Source organism: Acidocella aquatica (assembly GCF_030160635.1).
Classification (GTDB): domain Bacteria; phylum Pseudomonadota; class Alphaproteobacteria; order Acetobacterales; family Acetobacteraceae; genus Acidocella; species Acidocella aquatica.
This window is the reverse complement of the sequence record NZ_BSOS01000008.1, coordinates 41,800-58,841: the sequence shown is the minus strand read 5'-3', so window position 1 is coordinate 58,841 and position 17,042 is coordinate 41,800. Positions and strand designations below refer to the sequence as shown.

The window sequence follows — 17,042 nt, the reverse complement described above, 5'->3', positions numbered from 1 at the left end:
ATCTCCTCGCGTAAAATGCCGAGAAAATTCTACTTATCAATCCCCTTAATGGCAGGGGGGATTACCGCTTTAACGTATTGGTTTATCTTGAGAATCTGGTTGCGGGACCTGGATTTGAACCAGGGACCTTCAGGTTATGAGACGGATAGCGATTAAATTTTCTCAGCCATATTTTTCGAGTTTTTGAAAGCGTACGTGCGTTACCCTAAATAGTACACTTGAAAATCATCGGTTGTTCCGATTTCCACCAAAAAATGCCCTAATTGACCTTGCCCTATCTCAATTGAGCGTAGACCGGCAGCATCGCTCCCAAACCCGGTTATCACCCCGCATTGACGGCTTATGTCACAAGTGCTTTCCGCCGCTGCTGCGGCAACAAAAAATAAGCCAGGGCCGGCAATAAAACGAGGGCACCAACCATGTTCCAAAGAAACATGAAACACAGCAGCAGCCCCATGTCCGCCTGAAATTTGATCGGCGAAAATATCCATGTGGCGACACCAACCGCAAGCGTAAATCCCGTCAACAAAACCACTTTTCCAGTGAAAAGCAACGCCCGGTAATAAGCCTCCGATAGCGTCGCACCATTCTTGAGTTGTTTGATCACGACACTCAGCACGTACAACGCATAATCAACACCAATGCCGACACCCAGTGCAATAACCGGCAAAGTCGCCACTTTAATGCCGATGTTCAGCCAAACCATTAATGCCTGACAGAGCAACGAGGTGATCGCCAACGGGATTACGGTGCAGATCACCAGCCGCCAGGAGCGAAAGGTGATGAAGCAGAAGAGGATGACCGAAGCATAAACCAGCATCAAAATTTGAAGATTGGACTGCTCAATCGCAATATTCGTCGCGGCCTCGATACCGGCGTTGCCGCCTGCCAGCTGAATCTTGAAATAGGGTCCTTGATTTTGAGGGTTAGAAGAAAAATCCTTCACCATTTTCACAACACTTTGTAATGTCGCAGCTTTATGGTCGGTCAATGACACATTGATCGGCGCGAATGAACAAGTGCTGTTCTTGAGGGATTCCGTACCGTTATTCGCGTGATCATCGATTACCTGCTGATTCGGAATGAAATCAAGCCATTTCGGCGAACCTTCCGTCATCAGCATATTCAACTTCGCGCTCATGGAGGCCAGAGACGAAGTTGACAGGACCTGCGGCAGCTGTTGCAATCGCCACTCAAGATTGTCCATTGCCTGAAGAGTTGCAACATCCTGGCAATGGCCTGGAGCGGAGTCAACCAGCACTACGAAATTATCAGAACCAGTGGCGTAATGGCCAACGATATAGGCATTATCACGATTATATTGAGAAGATTGCCTGAACTCCGGCGCACCAGGAGATAAATCACCAACCTGTATTCTATGCCCGATGTACCAACCGAAGGATGCTAAGATTGCTGCGCAAACTACCACCGCGGCAGCATAACGGCGACGTGTGAAGAGGTCAAGAAAATGCCACAATGGATATTTGTTTCCTGTGGCATCAGCTTCCTGACGTAAGCTCCGCTGCGCTGCATTTTTGCTTACGCCAGTGTAACTAAGCAAAATTGGCAACATGATCAGATTCGTGAAGATTAAAATAACGACACCGATAGAAGCGAGAACGGCCAGATCCTGAATCGCCTGAATACGAATAGTGAACAAAACCGCAAACGACACCGCATCACATGTCAGCGCGGCAAAGCCTGCCAGAAACAATCGCCGGAATGTATAACGTGCTGCAATTAGCGGATGCGAGCCACGGCCAACATCCTGCACCACCCCATTCATCTTCTGGGCGCCATGGCTCATGCCGATTGAAAAAACAAGAAAAGGCACCAAGACCGAATAGGGATTAAGGTCCTTACCCGCCAAGGTAAGTATTCCAAGCTGCCAGATTACCGCGGTGATCGAGGCCGTCACGACAAGCAACGTTGAGCGTACGCACCTCGTATACCAATAAAGAATGGCTATAGCGATGATCACGGAAATACCAAAAAACGTAAGTACGCGATTTATGCCATTGATAAGGTCGCCCACCACCATCGCAAAGCCGATAACGTGCAAGGTTACCCCTTTATTCTTATATTTATTGCGCAATGCATTCAGTTGCCGCGCCAAATCCCCATAATCCAGCGCCTTACCCGTGAGGTTATTATGCTGCATCAACGGTACATAAATCATACTTGAATGAAAATCATTGGCAACAATACTGCCGATAATTCCGGCCTTCGCGATATTCTGCTGTACGACAGCAAGCTGTGATGGACTCCCATTATAGGCCGCGCCGATCACCGGTCCAGCATTAAAACCAACCGGCGTTACCATCATCCAGCGTACCGACGGGGTCCATAACGACGTCATGAATGGACGATCAACGCCAGGAAGCAAATAGACCTGATCGCTCAACTGCTCGAGTGTGGCCAGATAGTTCGCATCGACAATCGAACCATTTCCATTTTTTTCCACATCAATTCTGATCGCGTTGCCCTGCCCCTGTAAGTCATCATAATGCTTAAAGTAGTTTACAATGAACGGCTGGTGCGTTGGCAGCATTTCATTGTAACTAGCGCTAATGCGCACATGCAGTGCAGCATAGCCGAAAAATATGGTCGCGAATAAACACAACAACAAGACAATCGGCCGATGATTGAATAAAATCCGCTCGACCACGGAACCCGACTGCCGGTCAAAATCAGCAATATCCGCAATCCGCATGTCGTCGGATGATTGCAAGTAATTCACTTAGTCTCTCCGGTTCATTGGGTCTTGGTAAAGTCGGATTTTGACAAGATTTTCACGCCGCTAGAGCCAGTAACCACCACATCGCCGTTCGGCATCTGCGCAAGAGCGGTTAAGAGCATCGGCATAACCTCCGGCAGACTCCGGAAAGTCAGGCCATTATCATTACTGATATAAACTCCGCCTGTTTCACTGACGAGCACAAGCGCGCCGGACTTCAGCAGCAACCCCGAAGTAATATTTGACGTGGTGCCAACATTGATACTTTGCCAGGTGGCGCCGTGGTCATGGCTAAGATAAGCCGCACCGGCAACACCGTAAGCAAACACCGAGCCGTCAGCTGTTGGAGCAATACCAAATAAAGTCGCATCCGTTGGTGCGGTTACCTGCGGAAAAGTCGCGCCACCATCGGTAGAGTAGAATACGATTCCCGTTTCGGCGGACACATAGATACCACTGGCAACAGATGAAATATCGTAGAGATTATGGCTCAAGCGGTCGAGTACATCGAGACTTATATCGCTCCAATTTTTGCCACCATCGTTTGTACGTATCGCCATACGATAAGCGCCCACCACAATCGCCTGCTGAGGGCTTTGCGCCAGCACAGCCAAAAACGGCCTGTCGGGCCCGATGCTCTGGAATAACTCTGCGCGCCTAACAGCTAACTCAACAGTTGGCAAAGCACTGTTCGCGGCTTGCGCAGCTTGTGCTGCGGCAAGACTAAGGGCGTCTACATTTCGCCCATCAATTTGCTTTTGCCACGTCATGCCACCATCGCTGGTGTGCAGAATCACACCCATGTGGCCAACTGCCCAACCATCTTGAGCATTTGCAAAAGCAACGTCTGTTAACAGCACACTCACCGGCACAGCGGCCTGGCGCCACGTCCTGCCATCATCATCCGAATATGCAATCAGCCCATGCTCGCCAACTACAACGATCCGGTCGCCAGCCATCGCCACCCCGTCAAGGAAATCATGTGCTGGTGCGCTTACATGAATAGCAGGCAAGGTAAGGTCCATAATGTTGGTCTGGGCCCACGCCATCGGCGCGATCATAAGGAATAGGACCACCAAAGCTCCCCTCATGGCTTCCAACACTCCTTTTTGCCTCCACCCACACGAGGTTTATGCGTCATCATCGAGCCAGACTTTCCAGAAAATCGGCGGAGATCATACAGAATACCATCTCCGCCTTAACTTACTCAGAACTGCGCCTGCGCAGCCATACTCCGAGCATCAAACAATTGCTGCGGGGGCACGCCCAAAAGAACCGGTTGATTATAGGGTGATTCATTCCAGATCCCAACGGAACTCAAATAATGATTTGCTTGCAAATCAGCGATAACCGTTGTGGAAATTAATACACCCGCCGGAAAATCAGGACGATTTTCCATGGTATTCACACCAAAATGCCAATAATTACCTTCGGCATCCCATGTATCACCTAACAGCACCGTCCAGGTATCCTCATCAATGTAGAACCGGCGCTTCGCCATTACGTTGCGCTTGCCTGGTGACAGGGTCGCCTCGACGATCCAAACACGATGCAACTCCCAACGCAGCAAGTCAGGGTTTATAAAATGCTGTCCATGACCTTCCTGAGGAGTCGCCAAATATAGTTTGTTATTGTTATACGGCGTGTACATCTCCTTCTTGCCGATGAGCTTCCAATCATAGCGATCCATGGAGCCACGGAAAATATCATACTCATCTTGATTGATATAGCCTGACAATCCTGGTGCTGGCGTATCATAGGTCATATCCGGCTCCTCACGCACGCGGCCTTCGCCAGGCATATATGCCCAAACCCGCTCAGGAGAGCTGAACATGTTGGTCGGCTGGTAATCCAAAAATTCCTGGCCTATTTGATTAGCCGGCGCAATGTACTTTGTATAAGACTGGATATAAAGGCCGCTGTAATTGCTGGCTGAACCGCCCGGCATATAATATGGGTAGCGCACAAACTGCCGCTGTCCCGCGGAAAGCGTCAGCGCACCGGTGCTATCCACCACATAGTTAGCCTCGTTACGCGTATATGCCGTTCCCTGCCAGCGCGTCTGGTGATTCCACATGGCCTGCGCGCCAGCGATGTTGGGATCCGTATCCAGAATCGGAAAGGGCGTACCGCCATATGCGCCGGTAAATCCATATTTGGCACCATTGGCATCCATCTGAGTGTTCAGCGCATTTTGATAGGTATAATCATACACCCATTGCGGCGCAGCAGCTGTACGGTGGGTCGGATACACATCGATCCGATAGCCATACTTCTTCATCATCTCAATCGTCCCCACGCTGAGACGATCCTGGTATTGCTCCATATTACTGGCATCGATGCTCAATAGCTTGGCATCACCGGCAAAGAAATCCGGCATCAATCCATTCTTATCAGGCTCCCAGCCATCCGGCATTTGGGTGAGCCCACCTGTCCATGCCGGTATGCTCCCATCCGCATTACCCGCGCGTTCGCCACCCAACGGTGTTAATTCTGTCTTCAGCCTATCGGGGACTACGGCCGCCATGGCTGGACGCACATTATTCAAATATGTTGCAAGAGCGCCGAAGCTGCTCGCACCCAAAATCCCAAAATTACGCCGGTTCATTTCGATCCCCTTTTTAGAAAGCATTCTGGATACTAAACGCAATATAGCCACGGTCCGCTAACGGATTTAGATTTTGGTTCGGTCCGCCCAAATAATCCTGGTATGTTAACGATGCTGTCCAAGTCGTTCTATAATGTGCGGAAACACCTATATTGAAAAATCCAGTACCATGATTCATCGTAGAATCAACCTGAGAACGGCCGAACAGATTATATTTGAAACCAATTGGGAATTGAAGATTCAAGTTCGGCAGGACATCATCGTAGGTCGGTATCACCTCAAACTGAAATGCCCCGGCGGTGGCGTTGCGGTCAGGCCGAAGCATGTTACGGTTCTTATCGACAGATACAACATGATTAAGCGCAAATTCACTAAGAACCGTCACACCTGCCCGGTCAAACGGGAGACTCGGCGTCACCCATATCTCGGAGGCCTGCGCCGCCACCGTGCTACCAACCGGATAAAGCGCACCGCCATTGGAGTTCCCGGGATAAGCCGAAACCGGCGCTCCCGCAGAGACCAGAGGCATGTTTCTGCGGCCGGAAATTTCACCGGCAATGCTTACCCCATCATAGACCGTATTAAACGAGGAACCATACACCTGAATATCGCGCGGATATACAACCCAGTAATCAGAGTAGGATTTTGATAAGTAGATGCCGCCCGGCGCATGATCGTCATATCGTAGCGCGTAGAGTCCCATATCCCATGAGCCAACCGCCCCCTGAATCGAGAAGCCGAACTGCCCATTGTTAATGGGCGGCCTCAAATCCTTGACGCGCGGAACACCGTAATACGGGGCAAACAAGAGGCGCTGCCCGCCCTTGTCCAAAATATCGGTCGTGCTGAAATATGACCCCACACCCTCCAGCGTATCCGGCTCCCACTCGAATTGATAATAGGCCTGAAAACTCAGATTTGAATTAGGCGCATAAGTAACCACCGCCTGACCAACTGGCAGGAAAATTTGTTGCGCCTGCGCATTGGGTAGATTAAGAGCCTTAATCACATCGATCGGCGCCTGTCCGGCAGCAATACCATTGTTCGCAAAGAACAAGCTCTGGCCCCACATGAGCGTCTGGCGGCCAACCTTTACCGTGAGGGCCTGCTCTCCATCCACCCCAAAATATTTCGTGCCATACGCATAGGCATCGAGCAGCACGGCATTTTGCCCATTAACATTGCGTGTAGCGCTGGTGAAGTGCCGGTAATTGGCGCTAATGGGATTATAGGTGCCAGGCGAATCATTCTGTGTCCGGCCAAGATAGGACGTATCCAGATACGCCTCTCCGCTAACATGCACGCCATAATTGCCATACCTCAAGTCGAATATCGGCAACACATCGAAGGTATTGTCAACCAGACCATGCTGAAAATTCAGGTCACCGTCATTTCCGTTGAGATTACTGGTCAGCACCTTCGACGGTGAATTGACGCGGAATATGTTGGAGTATTCAACAGTTGTGTCCAGGTTGATTTCTAGACTCTGTCCATTCACCACACCGGTATACAGGTTCATCGCCCTAGCGTGCTGCACGCCAGTGATCATCAACATCGATACCACCCCCAACGCCACACGCCAATGTTCGGCGCCCAGCATGGAGATGCTCCCAGACGCCAAACGGCGCCGGCACGATTCATATACTCGAAAATCGTAACTCATCATCCCTCCTCTATATTTTATTTGTTCTCTTTTTTAGCGACAGCACGACGGCAGGTTTTGCTTCGCCGTTCTGTAGTTATGGATTTTAGGCTGTAAATTCCGAAAAAGTCAACGCATTAACGCAATATACAACCGTAAAATCCAAATAATTCGTATAATATATGTTAAAATATCGATGATTATGAGGATTTTTAGGCCACTCTACCCATCGCGGTCGTGAAAGACATCGCCATGCGCCACACCTACAGATCGCGCCCAACACTCCAACAGACCGTTCAAACCTTTGGGCGCAACCCATTACCCAAAATTCGCCTGCCCCCCATCAAGTGGAATCGTCGCGCCGGTAAGATAACCAAGCTCAGGCCCGCATAACGCCACCACCGCGCGGCCGATATCCTCCTCCAACCGGCCAACCCGCCCCAACGGAATGGCCCGAAAGAAAGCTTCCGCCTCATCCGGGTTATGCGCGATCCAGCGCTTGAGCCCGGGCGACTCTGCATGAGGCGCAATCGCCAGCACCCGGATACCCTCGCGCCCCCATTCGGCGGCGGCCGCTCGGGTCAGGACACGCATTGCCTGCTTAACCGCACCATAAGCGCCATAGCCCGTCATATCCCACCGCGCGGCGGCCGAGGAAACAAGGTTGAAAATTACCCCGCCTCCCTGAGCGACCATATGTGGATATACCAGCTTCATCAGCCTGAAACTCGCCAAGGGGCCAGACTCAAACCCCGCAACGAACGCCTCGTCCGAGACCTCCAGCAGCCGGCCGGCAGGGACTTCCTGTGCATTATTAACCAGAATATCGACCCCACCTCCCCAGGCGGCAACCTGCTCAACCATCGCCGGCAACTCCCGCGGATCCTTGACATTCCCCCGCACCGCCAGAGCCTGGCCGCCACGCTCCGCGATGAGCCGGCACGTCTCCTCCAGCTTGGCGGCCGTGCGCCCGCTAATGGCAACGCGCGCGCCCGCGGCAACAAGTGCCAACGCAATTCCCTGGCCAACACCTTGCCCGCCCCCGGTTATCAATGCCACCCTACCGGAAAGATCACCCATATTCCCCACTCAACCCGTTTGTAACAGAAGCTATTCGTAACATTATAATTTTATTTCTACGCAAACAAGTTGACATAATCGGTTTTGTTTTGTCAACTGCGTTTTACTTTTATACGAATTCTACACAACATAGACTGATGAGAACAGGTAAGAACAACGCCATGAACCAGGATTTCAACGGACAGGTCGCGGTTGTGACCGGGGGCAGTGATGGCATCGGTCTCGCCACGGCATCGCTTCTGGCGCGCCGCGGGGCGCATGTTGTCATTTGCGGGCGCCGGCAGATAATGCTCACCAACGCCAAGGAACGGATCGAGGCCGAAGGCGGCAAGGTTGAGGCTGTACAGCTTGACGTTTCCGATCTGGCCTCCCTCGCGGCCATGATCGAAGATATCGCGCACCGTCACGGCAGGCTCGACATGCTTGTAAACAACGCCATGTCCACTCATTACGCGCCGATCAACCGCCTCTCTCTCGACCATTGGCGCAAGGATTTCACGGTCAACACGGAAGCGGTTTTCGTGGCGACCAAGGCCGCGATGAACATCATGGCCGCGGCTGGCAAAGGGGCGATCGTTAACATCGCCTCGACATGCGGCATCCGCGCAGCCCCATTTATGTCAAGCTACTCCGCCTCCAAAGCCGCCATGATCCAGTTCACCGCGGTCGCCGCGATGGAAGGCGCGCGCAGCGGAATCCGCGTCAACGCCATCGTGCCCGGGCAGGTCCAGACCGCCGGCACAAAAGATTTTTCGGCCAAAGTCCCCGAGATCGCCGCCAGGACCATGGAAGCCATCCCCATGGGCCGCGGCGGCAGGCCGGAAGAGCTGGCTGAGGCAATCGTCTTCATGCTCTCGGACGCCGCCAGTTACATCACCGGCACGGCGCTGCCGGTGGACGGCGGCAAAGCCGCCCAGCTCTATCTTCCCTCTTAACGGCACGCGGCAACGCTTGCCCGTAACCCTCTACACTGGAGCGCCGGCATGGTAGAAAATTGGGACAAAGAGCTTGATGTGCTGGTCGTCGGCTCGGGCGCGGGCGGCATGCTTGCCGCCCTGGTCGCGGCGAGTCGCCACGCAGAAACTCTCATTGTCGAGAAAACGCCGCTCTGGGGCGGAACCTCTGCGACCTCGGGTGGAGGAATCTGGATTCCCGCCAGCGATCAGGCGCAGGCCGCTGGATTCGAGGACAATGAGGAGGCGGCGTTCGCCTATGTCCGCAAGCTTTCCGCATCCAACGTGCCGGACGAGAATATCCGCGCCTATGTTGGGAACGCATCCCAGATGCTGCGCTGGCTGAGCGCGAACACCGAGATTGAATACCAGGCGTTTCCCTATCCCGACTACCATGCCGAGAACCCTGGCGGATCAGCGGCAGGCTATCGTACCCATATGCCTTTGCCGCTTGACGGCCGTAATCTGAATAATGACGTGCGCACGTTGCGCTTTGCCTCACCGGCCGCTTCACTGTTTGGCTATCTGAACTGGCATTTCGACGAAACCTACATGCTGTTGTTCCGTGCGCCGGGCTGGTGGCGCCACCTCGCGCGAAGCCTCGCGCGCTATTGGCTGGACCTGCCGTTCCGCCTTACCTCACGCAAGGACAGGCGGCTAACCCTGGGCAATGCGCTGGCGGGCGGGCTACGGCTCGCGCTCAACCGGCAGGGCGTTCCGCTTTGGCTGGAGAGCCCGCTGGAGGAACTTATCCTCGAAAACGGCAAGATTACCGGCGCGGTCGTTCGCCATGAGGGCAAAAATCTGCGCATCCGTGCGCGCAAGGGCGTAATCCTCGCCGCCGGCGGTTTTGACAAGAACAAGACGATGCGGCATCACTATGCACCGCTTTATCCAAACGCGCAGCTCTCGGGCGGAACCAGCGGCAACACCGGCGATGGCATCCGCGCAGGCGTTGCCGCCGGCGCTAGCCTCATGAACATGCATTCAGCCTGGGCCGCCCCGGTCTTCTACGTACCGGGTGAGGATCGCGGCCGCCTGTGCACAATCGAGCGCGCTCTGCCCGGCAGCATCATGGTCGCGCAAAATGGCAAACGCTATCTGAACGAGGCCGCGTCCTACCATATCGTCGGCCAATTGATGGCGCGGCGCCAGGCCGAACAGGGCGATGCCAACCCGACATGGTTCGTATTCGACCACCGCTACCGGCATTCCTACCCTGCAGGCCCACTCTACCCCTTGGTTCCCAACTGGCTGCAAAGCAGGGCGGCCAGGTCTATCCTGCGCAAGGGGCGCACGATCCCTGATCTCGCCCGGGCAATAGGTGTGCCGGCCGCGGCGTTGAGTGAGACGGTGGAGCACTTCAACGCCAGCGCCGCAAACGGCAATGACCCTGCTTTCCATCGCGGCGAAGCCACCTATGACAAGATGTACGGCGACCCGCGAGTCACGCCCAACCCCTGTCTGCGGCCGCTTGATCAGGGGCCGTTCTACGCGATGCCGATTTATCCCGGCGATATCGGTACCAATGGCGGCCTGCGCACTGACGCGCTGTCGCGGGTGATCGGCAAGGACGGTCAGGCAATTGAGGGACTTTACGCCATTGGTAACAACGCCGCCTCGGCAATGGGCGAAAGCTATCCAGGTGCTGGCGTCACCATCGGCCCTGCCCTCACCTTCGGCTATATCGCTGCAACGCACATGACTGAAGGCAACGCGCAATGAGCAACAGGCCTGAAGGCCACGCCGCCTTCGTCACCGGTTCCATTCCCGTCGCCAATGGCGGCAGCTACTGTTGCTAACGCCCTTCGGCCAACGCCTGACGCCGCGCGGGCTTCGCGCTGCCGGCTTCAGCCATGGCTTTCGTATCCACCTCATCTACCTCAGCCCTCGCTCTTCACGATGTCCAAAAATGGCGGCCGCTCACCACCGCCATGCACCTGAAGTTCAGCGCCCGTGATATATGATGCGGCGGGCGAGAGCAGAAATACCACCACCTCTGCCACTTCTTCCGCTCTGCCGAGCCGCCCGGCAGCGATATTCCGGCCAATCGCCGCTTGTTTTTCCGCATCGCCATAAGTGGCATCGGTGGTCCCGGTCTCAATATAGCCCAGAATCAACACGTTGACACGAATCTCCGGCCCCCATTCATGCGCCAGGCTGCGCGAAAGCCCCAGCAGCCCCGCCTTGGCGGCGGCGTAAACCGAGGTGCCGGGCGAAGGCCGCACCGCCGAAACGGAGGCAATGTTCACAATCGCTCCGCCCCGGGCCTTCAGGTAAGGATAAGCCGCCTGAGAAACATGCAAAGGTGCAAGCAGATTGAGCTGTACGATCCGCTCGGAAAAGCGCGGCGAGGCCAGGGCCGCCTCCGCGTGCGGCGAGCCGCCAGCATTGTTGACAACAAAATCCAGCCCGCCCTCGCGCGCGGCGATCTCGTTGATCATCGCCCTCACCGCTTCCGGGTCGCGCACGTCGCAAGCCAGAAAGCTCAATGTAGCCGGCAAATCCCCCGGCGTGCGCCCGCATACATAGGTTTTCACGCCCGCGGCGGTCAGCGTCTCCGCGATCGCCCGTCCAATTCCGCGTGTACCACCCGTCACCAAGGCCACCTTGCCCGCCAAGTTCTTTGCCGCCAAATCACCCTCCACCCAGACTCCAGCCAAACAACAAAACAAAATTCCGGTATTTTTGCAAAATACTCATGTTTAGCTTCATTCAACAGCTATATGCGTTATATAATATTTTAATTTAAACGCATGTAAACACTCACATCCGCCCTAGATCAAGCTGCACGATAATCGGTTTCTGGAAATAAATATTGATCATTTGCGTATTTTATACCATATAATATCTACGAAGAACATAATCTCGGGCGGAATTTGACTTTCAGGCGCGCCCAATTTTAGTGAAGGTAGTTTCATGACGAATATACAAAGGATCGTAGCCGACCGCACACCGGCCCCGGCGGAGCTGATCGAGCGGGCAAGGGCGATGATCCCAGTGCTGAAATCGCGCGCGAGGTGCGCCACCGCCGAACACAAAATCCCTGACGAGACCATCACCGAAATGCAGGCGGCGGGCTTTTTCCGGGTGCTGCAGCCCAAGCGCTGGGGCGGGTATGAAATGCATCCCAACGTATTTTTCGAGATTCAGAAGCTACTGGCCGAGGGGTGCATGTCCACCGGCTGGGTCTACGGCGTTGTCGGCGGCCATCCCTACGAGCTGGCGTTGTTCCACGACCAGGCGCAACGCGATGTTTGGAGCGCGGATGACAGCATCCTGGTCTCCTCTTCCTACCAGCCCGTCGGTAAGGTGGAGCGTACCGAGGGGGGCTTCCACCTCTCCGGCCGCTGGGGTTTCTCCTCCGGCTGCAATCATTGCCAATGGGTGCTCCTGGGCGCGATGATCCCACCGCTGAAGGAAGGCGACCCGCCGGACATGCGCACCTTCCTGGTGTCACGCACAGACTACAAAATCGATAATACCTGGGACACGTTCGGCCTGCAGGGCACCGGCAGCCAGGATATCGTGGTGGAGCGCGCCTTCGTGCCGGACTACCGCACTCATAAGGCCGTTGATGGCTTTCTGTGCAAGAACCCCGGCCAGGTGGAAAACAACGCGCCGCTCTACCGCATACCCTGGGCACAGCTCTTCCTGCGTCTCGTCTCCACCGCTGCCCTTGGCGGTGCGCGCGCCGCCATCAACGCCGCGCTGGAGATCGCGCAATCGCGCATCTCCACCAATACCGGCAAAATCTCAAAGACCGACCCGATTTTGCTGAACGCCGTCGCCACCGCTTATGCGCAGCTGGACGAGATGGAAGCCGTACTCCGGCGCAACTTCGATAACATCATCCAGACACTGGAAACCGGGGGCGAGATCGATATCGCCACCCGCCAGCTCTACCGCTTCCAATCCTCCTCCGTCGCGCGCCGCTGCGCGGCCCTGGTCGATGCGCTTCTGCCCCTGTTGGGCGGCCGCGCCATCTATATGCACAGCGCGATCATCCAGCCCTGGCTCGACCTTAATGCGGCGCGCGCGCATGTGGCCAACGACCCGAACAATATGGGACCGGACCTCGCCAACGGGCTCCTCGGCATTCCGCTCGCTTTCCCGTTCCTCTAATCGGCCATCATGATCGCGCCCCATGAAATGCCCCTCGGGCAGAAGGAGCTTGTCTTGATCATGGCGGCTGGCCCGCAAAAGACCAGGGAGCCGTCCTGAGATGGACGCGCGTCCGGAACATCCGGTCCAAGCAGCCAGCATCGCCGCCTGGGACAAGGAAACCGATGTCGCCGTTCTGGGCTTCGGCATAGCAGGCGCCTGCGCGGCGCTGGAGGCGGCGCGAGCGGGCGCCGCCGTCACCATTTTCGAGGCCGCTGGTGGGTCCGGCGGCGCCTCCGCCCTCTCCGGTGGGGAAATATATGTCGGCGGCTCCGGCGGTACGGACATCCAGAACCAGAACGGCTTCACCGACACCACGGAGGATTTCGCCACCTATCTGGCCATGGCGGGCGGGCAGGACCCCGACATGGCGAAAATAGCGCTATATGCCAGCGAAGCGGTGAACCATTTCAACTGGCTCCGCGCCCAGGGGGTGCCTTACAAAGGCAGTTTCCTGCCCGGCAAGATCATCGAGCCGGAGGGCGACGACACGCTGATCTGGTCCGGCTCGGAGGAGGCATGGCCCTTCGTGACCAAGGCCAAACCAGCCCCGCGCGGCCATACCGTACAGTCAGTGGGCTGGGGTGGCGGACGCAAGATCATCGATATTCTGGAAGCCCGCGCGCGCGAGGCGGGGGTGCAGGTGGAAACCTCCGCCCGCGGCCGCGCCCTGGTGGTTGAAAATGGCGCCGTCGCCGGCGTCATCATCCGCCAAAACGGCAAGGAGCTGGCGGTGCACGCGCGCAGGGGCGTGTTGCTGGCCACCGGCGGCTTCTGCATGAACACGGAGATGATCCGCCAGCACGCGCCCGAGGCACTGCGTTGCTCAAGCCCGCTCGGCACCATTGATGACGGCTCCGGCATCCTAATGGGCCAAGCCGTGGGCGGACGCGCAATCCACATGAACGAATTTTTTGTCACCTGCCCCTGGTATCCGCCGGAATCGCTGGTGAAGGGTATTTTCATCAACCAGGCAGGGCAACGCTTCATCAACGAGGATTGCTATCACGGCCGCGTCATGCGCACAGCCTTAGAACAGCAGGGAGACCGCGTTTTTCTGCTCTGCGACAATGCAATCTTCGCACGGCCATTGGAGTTGGCTGGGGCGGAACTGGCGGCAGTGGGTGAGAGTTGGGGAGAGGTTGAGTCCGAGCTTGGTTTTTGCTCCGGCACGCTGAGCCGCGCAATCGCCCAGTATAATGAACACGCAGCCAGGGGCGAAGACCCGGTCTGGCACAAGGCAGCCAAATGGCTGCAGCCATTGGCTGAGCCGCCCTTTGCGGCGCTGGCCTTCATCCCGTCGCAAAGTTATTTCTCTTATTTCACCCTCGGCGGGCTGGAGACGCTGCCAACTGGCGAGGTGCTGGCACTGTCCGGCGAGCCCATTGCCGGCCTCTACGCCGCCGGGCGCGCCGCCTGCGGTCTGCCGCGCTGGGGCAAGGGTTATTCCTCAGGGCTCAGCCTCGCCGATTCCAGCTTCTTTGGCCGGCTGGCCGGTAAAGCGGCAGCAAAAGCCCCCAAAATGGCGTAGTTTCCCACTCAAGACAATTCATAATAAAACCAAAAACAACGCATTTCATTAATTTTATCAGTTATTTTTAGTTTAATTCGCTTTATAATAATTGATTAATAACGCAAATCATTATATTCAACAATCAAAGCCGCGAGAAACATGCGCACATTTAAAAATTGGATAAAGGGAGTAGTCAGAACATGGCGGTTGCATCTTTAGGCTACATCGTCGCCAAGACGCGGGATCTCGCATCCTGGTCGGCATTTGCAACGGATGTTCTGGGTGTCATGGCGGCCCCCTCCCCGCGCGCGGATGTGTTGCTGTTCCGTATCGATGACCGCCCCTTTCGCATCTGGGTGGAAACCGGCGATACCGACGCCTTTGTAATGCCAGGCTGGGAGTTTTCGACCGGGGACGATATGGACGCAGCGCTGGAACGCCTGCGCGCCGGCGGCCACGCCGTGGAAATCCTGGATGTGATGAGCGCACGCACCCGCCACGTCTCCAGGCTCGCCCGTTCCGTGGACCCGCAAGGCCACCCGTTCGAGATGTTCCATGGCCGCTTCCTGGACTACGTGCCCTTCGCCTCGCCCTCCGGGGTCAGCGGTTTCGTTACCGGGCTAAATGGCGAGATGGGGCTTGGCCATGTCGTGCTCACCGCCCCGAGATTCGAGGAAACCTACGCATTCTACAAAGAGATCCTCGGCTTTGGCGACGCCGATTTCGGCCGCTTCTATCTCGCCGGCGGCGGGCCGGATGATAAAGGCGTTGGCTTCGCCTTCATGCATGCACAGAACGCACGCCACCATAGCCTGGCGCTGGGGGAGCTGCCGGAGAGCCCGAACGGCGCCGTGCATATCATGCTGGAAGTCAACAGCATCGACGATGTGGGCCGTGCCTATGACCGCGCACGAAAGCATGGGGCACACATTTCCGCTACGCTCGGCAAACATGTGAACGACAAAATGATCTCCTTCTATGTCCGCTCCCCCAGCGGCTTCGACATCGAATACGGCTGCCAGGGGTTGCAGCTCGACCCCGCGAACTGGGTTCCCACCACCAGCATGGCGGTAAGCGATTGGGGCCATGTCTGGGCACATCACAAGGGCTGAGACCGCACAGCGGCGCCCGAGCAGCACCGCCATTTTTTATTAACATCGGAAACATCATGGCTTTGCCAGCATGGATTTGAACTACACCAAAGCGCAACAAAACTTCCGGCTCGAAGCCAGAGCCTGGCTCACCGCGCATGTGCCCGCTGCCCCACTGCCACATTTCGACGCGACGCGCGAAGGGTTCGAAGCGCATCGCGCATGGGAGCGCACCATGCATCAAGGCGGCTGGAGCGTGGTAAGCTGGCCGGAGGAATATGGCGGGCGCGGGCTCGACCTCATCGAGTGGCTGATCTTCGAGGAAGAATATTATCGCGTGGCGGCGCCGGGGCGGGTGAACCAGAACGGCATCTGCCTGCTGGCGCCGACGCTGATGGAATTCGGCACGGCTGAGCAGAAGGCGCGGTTTCTTCCCCCCATGGCCTCTGGCGAGGAAATCTGGGCGCAAGCCTGGTCGGAACCTCAGGCAGGCTCCGACCTCGCCCATATCCGCGCAACCGTAATCCAGGATGGCGATCAACTGGTCCTGAACGGCCACAAGATCTGGTCCTCCCGCGCCGCCTTCGCGGACTGGGGCTTCGGCCTGTTCCGCACACCGGGCAGCGAGCGGCACAAGGGCATGTCGCTGGTGTTCTTCCCGCTGAACGCCCCGGGCGTCACGGTCAATCCCATCCGCAAGATGGACGGACATATCGGCTTCGCAGAACTCTTCCTTGAGAATGTCCGTGTCCCCGCCTTCAACCGTTTGGGAGATGACGGCCAGGGCTGGCATATCTGCATGGCCACCGCCGGGTTTGAGCGCGGGCTGTTGCTGCGCTCCCCCGCTCGCTATCAACAGGCTGCCGCCAAGCTCGCAGCACATTACCACGCTCAAGGCAATGATGCCGATCCGGCGCTGGGTCTGGAGGTGGCGCGGGCCTGGATGAACGCAGAAGCCTATATGCTCACAATCTATGCCATGAGCTCGCGGCTACTCTCGGGCGGCAAGATCGGCCCCGAGGCCAGTACCAACAAGATATTCTGGTCGGAGCTGGACATTCATCTGCACCGTACGGCACTCGCCTTGCTCGGCGCCAGGGCGGAGCTGACATCGGCGGCGGCAGAGGCCGCGCGGGACCATGATTGGCTGGATGGCTATATCTTCTCCCTCGCCGGGCCGATTTATGCGGGCTCCAACGAGATCCAGCGCAACATCATCGCCGAGCGCATGCTCGGCCTGCCACGTTAGAAGAG

Annotated in this window: 12 protein-coding genes; 6 read left to right on the top strand and 6 right to left on the bottom strand. The window is 56.4% G+C overall.

The window, feature by feature from the left end:
* Nucleotides 1-340 precede the first annotated feature (340 nt).
* From QQJ84_RS03770 to QQJ84_RS03750, 5 genes are all read right to left on the bottom strand, one after another.
* Entirely contained in the window at nt 341-2,740 is a 2,400-nt protein-coding gene (locus QQJ84_RS03770) for an efflux RND transporter permease subunit (RefSeq protein WP_284256674.1), read from the bottom strand.
* Nucleotides 2,741-2,754: 14 nt separating this feature from the next.
* A complete protein-coding gene (locus QQJ84_RS03765; protein ID WP_284256673.1) occupies nt 2,755-3,798 on the bottom strand; it encodes a WD40/YVTN/BNR-like repeat-containing protein in 1,044 nt (347 codons plus the stop codon).
* A 146-nt stretch (nt 3,799-3,944) separates the two neighbouring features.
* Entirely contained in the window at nt 3,945-5,345 is a 1,401-nt protein-coding gene (locus QQJ84_RS03760; RefSeq protein ID WP_284256672.1) for a DUF1329 domain-containing protein, read from the bottom strand.
* Between the two features lie 13 nt (nt 5,346-5,358).
* Nucleotides 5,359-6,945, bottom strand: coding sequence for a DUF1302 domain-containing protein (locus QQJ84_RS03755; protein ID WP_284256671.1), 1,587 nt, complete (start codon nt 6,943-6,945; stop codon nt 5,359-5,361).
* A gap of 360 nt (nt 6,946-7,305) precedes the next feature.
* Nucleotides 7,306-8,067 carry an SDR family NAD(P)-dependent oxidoreductase gene (locus QQJ84_RS03750; protein ID WP_284256670.1) on the bottom strand — a complete coding sequence of 254 codons (762 nt, stop codon included), beginning with the start codon at nt 8,065-8,067 and terminating at the stop codon, nt 7,306-7,308.
* A 161-nt stretch (nt 8,068-8,228) separates the two neighbouring features.
* Between QQJ84_RS03750 and QQJ84_RS03745 the strand changes: the two genes are divergently transcribed.
* Together QQJ84_RS03745 and QQJ84_RS03740 are read left to right on the top strand one after the other, a co-directional pair.
* Nucleotides 8,229-9,002 carry an SDR family NAD(P)-dependent oxidoreductase gene (locus QQJ84_RS03745; RefSeq protein ID WP_284256669.1) on the top strand — a complete coding sequence of 258 codons (774 nt, stop codon included), beginning with the start codon at nt 8,229-8,231 and terminating at the stop codon, nt 9,000-9,002.
* 48 nt (nt 9,003-9,050) lie between these two features.
* On the top strand, nt 9,051-10,745 hold the full coding sequence (locus QQJ84_RS03740; RefSeq protein ID WP_284256668.1) for an FAD-binding protein: 1,695 nt from the start codon (nt 9,051-9,053) through the stop codon (nt 10,743-10,745).
* Between the two features lie 158 nt (nt 10,746-10,903).
* Here QQJ84_RS03740 and QQJ84_RS03735 read toward each other — a convergent pair whose 3' ends face one another.
* Complete coding sequence (locus QQJ84_RS03735; RefSeq protein ID WP_284256667.1) at nt 10,904-11,656, bottom strand: SDR family oxidoreductase; 753 nt, start codon at nt 11,654-11,656, stop codon at nt 10,904-10,906.
* Between the two features lie 283 nt (nt 11,657-11,939).
* Here QQJ84_RS03735 and QQJ84_RS03730 point away from each other — a divergent pair, with 283 nt between their 5' ends.
* The 4 genes from QQJ84_RS03730 (at nt 11,940) to QQJ84_RS03715 (ending at nt 17,037) form a co-directional block, all read left to right on the top strand.
* Nucleotides 11,940-13,145, top strand: coding sequence for an acyl-CoA dehydrogenase family protein (locus QQJ84_RS03730; RefSeq protein ID WP_284256666.1), 1,206 nt, complete (start codon nt 11,940-11,942; stop codon nt 13,143-13,145).
* Between the two features lie 100 nt (nt 13,146-13,245).
* Nucleotides 13,246-14,715, top strand: a complete 1,470-nt coding sequence (locus tag QQJ84_RS03725) for an FAD-dependent oxidoreductase (RefSeq protein ID WP_284256665.1) — start codon at nt 13,246-13,248, stop codon at nt 14,713-14,715.
* A gap of 182 nt (nt 14,716-14,897) precedes the next feature.
* The gene (locus tag QQJ84_RS03720; RefSeq protein ID WP_284256664.1) at nt 14,898-15,809 is read left to right on the top strand and encodes a VOC family protein; all 912 of its coding nucleotides are present in this window, start codon (nt 14,898-14,900) and stop codon (nt 15,807-15,809) included.
* A 70-nt stretch (nt 15,810-15,879) separates the two neighbouring features.
* On the top strand, nt 15,880-17,037 hold the full coding sequence (locus QQJ84_RS03715) for an acyl-CoA dehydrogenase family protein (protein WP_284256663.1): 1,158 nt from the start codon (nt 15,880-15,882) through the stop codon (nt 17,035-17,037).
* Nucleotides 17,038-17,042 lie beyond the last annotated feature (5 nt).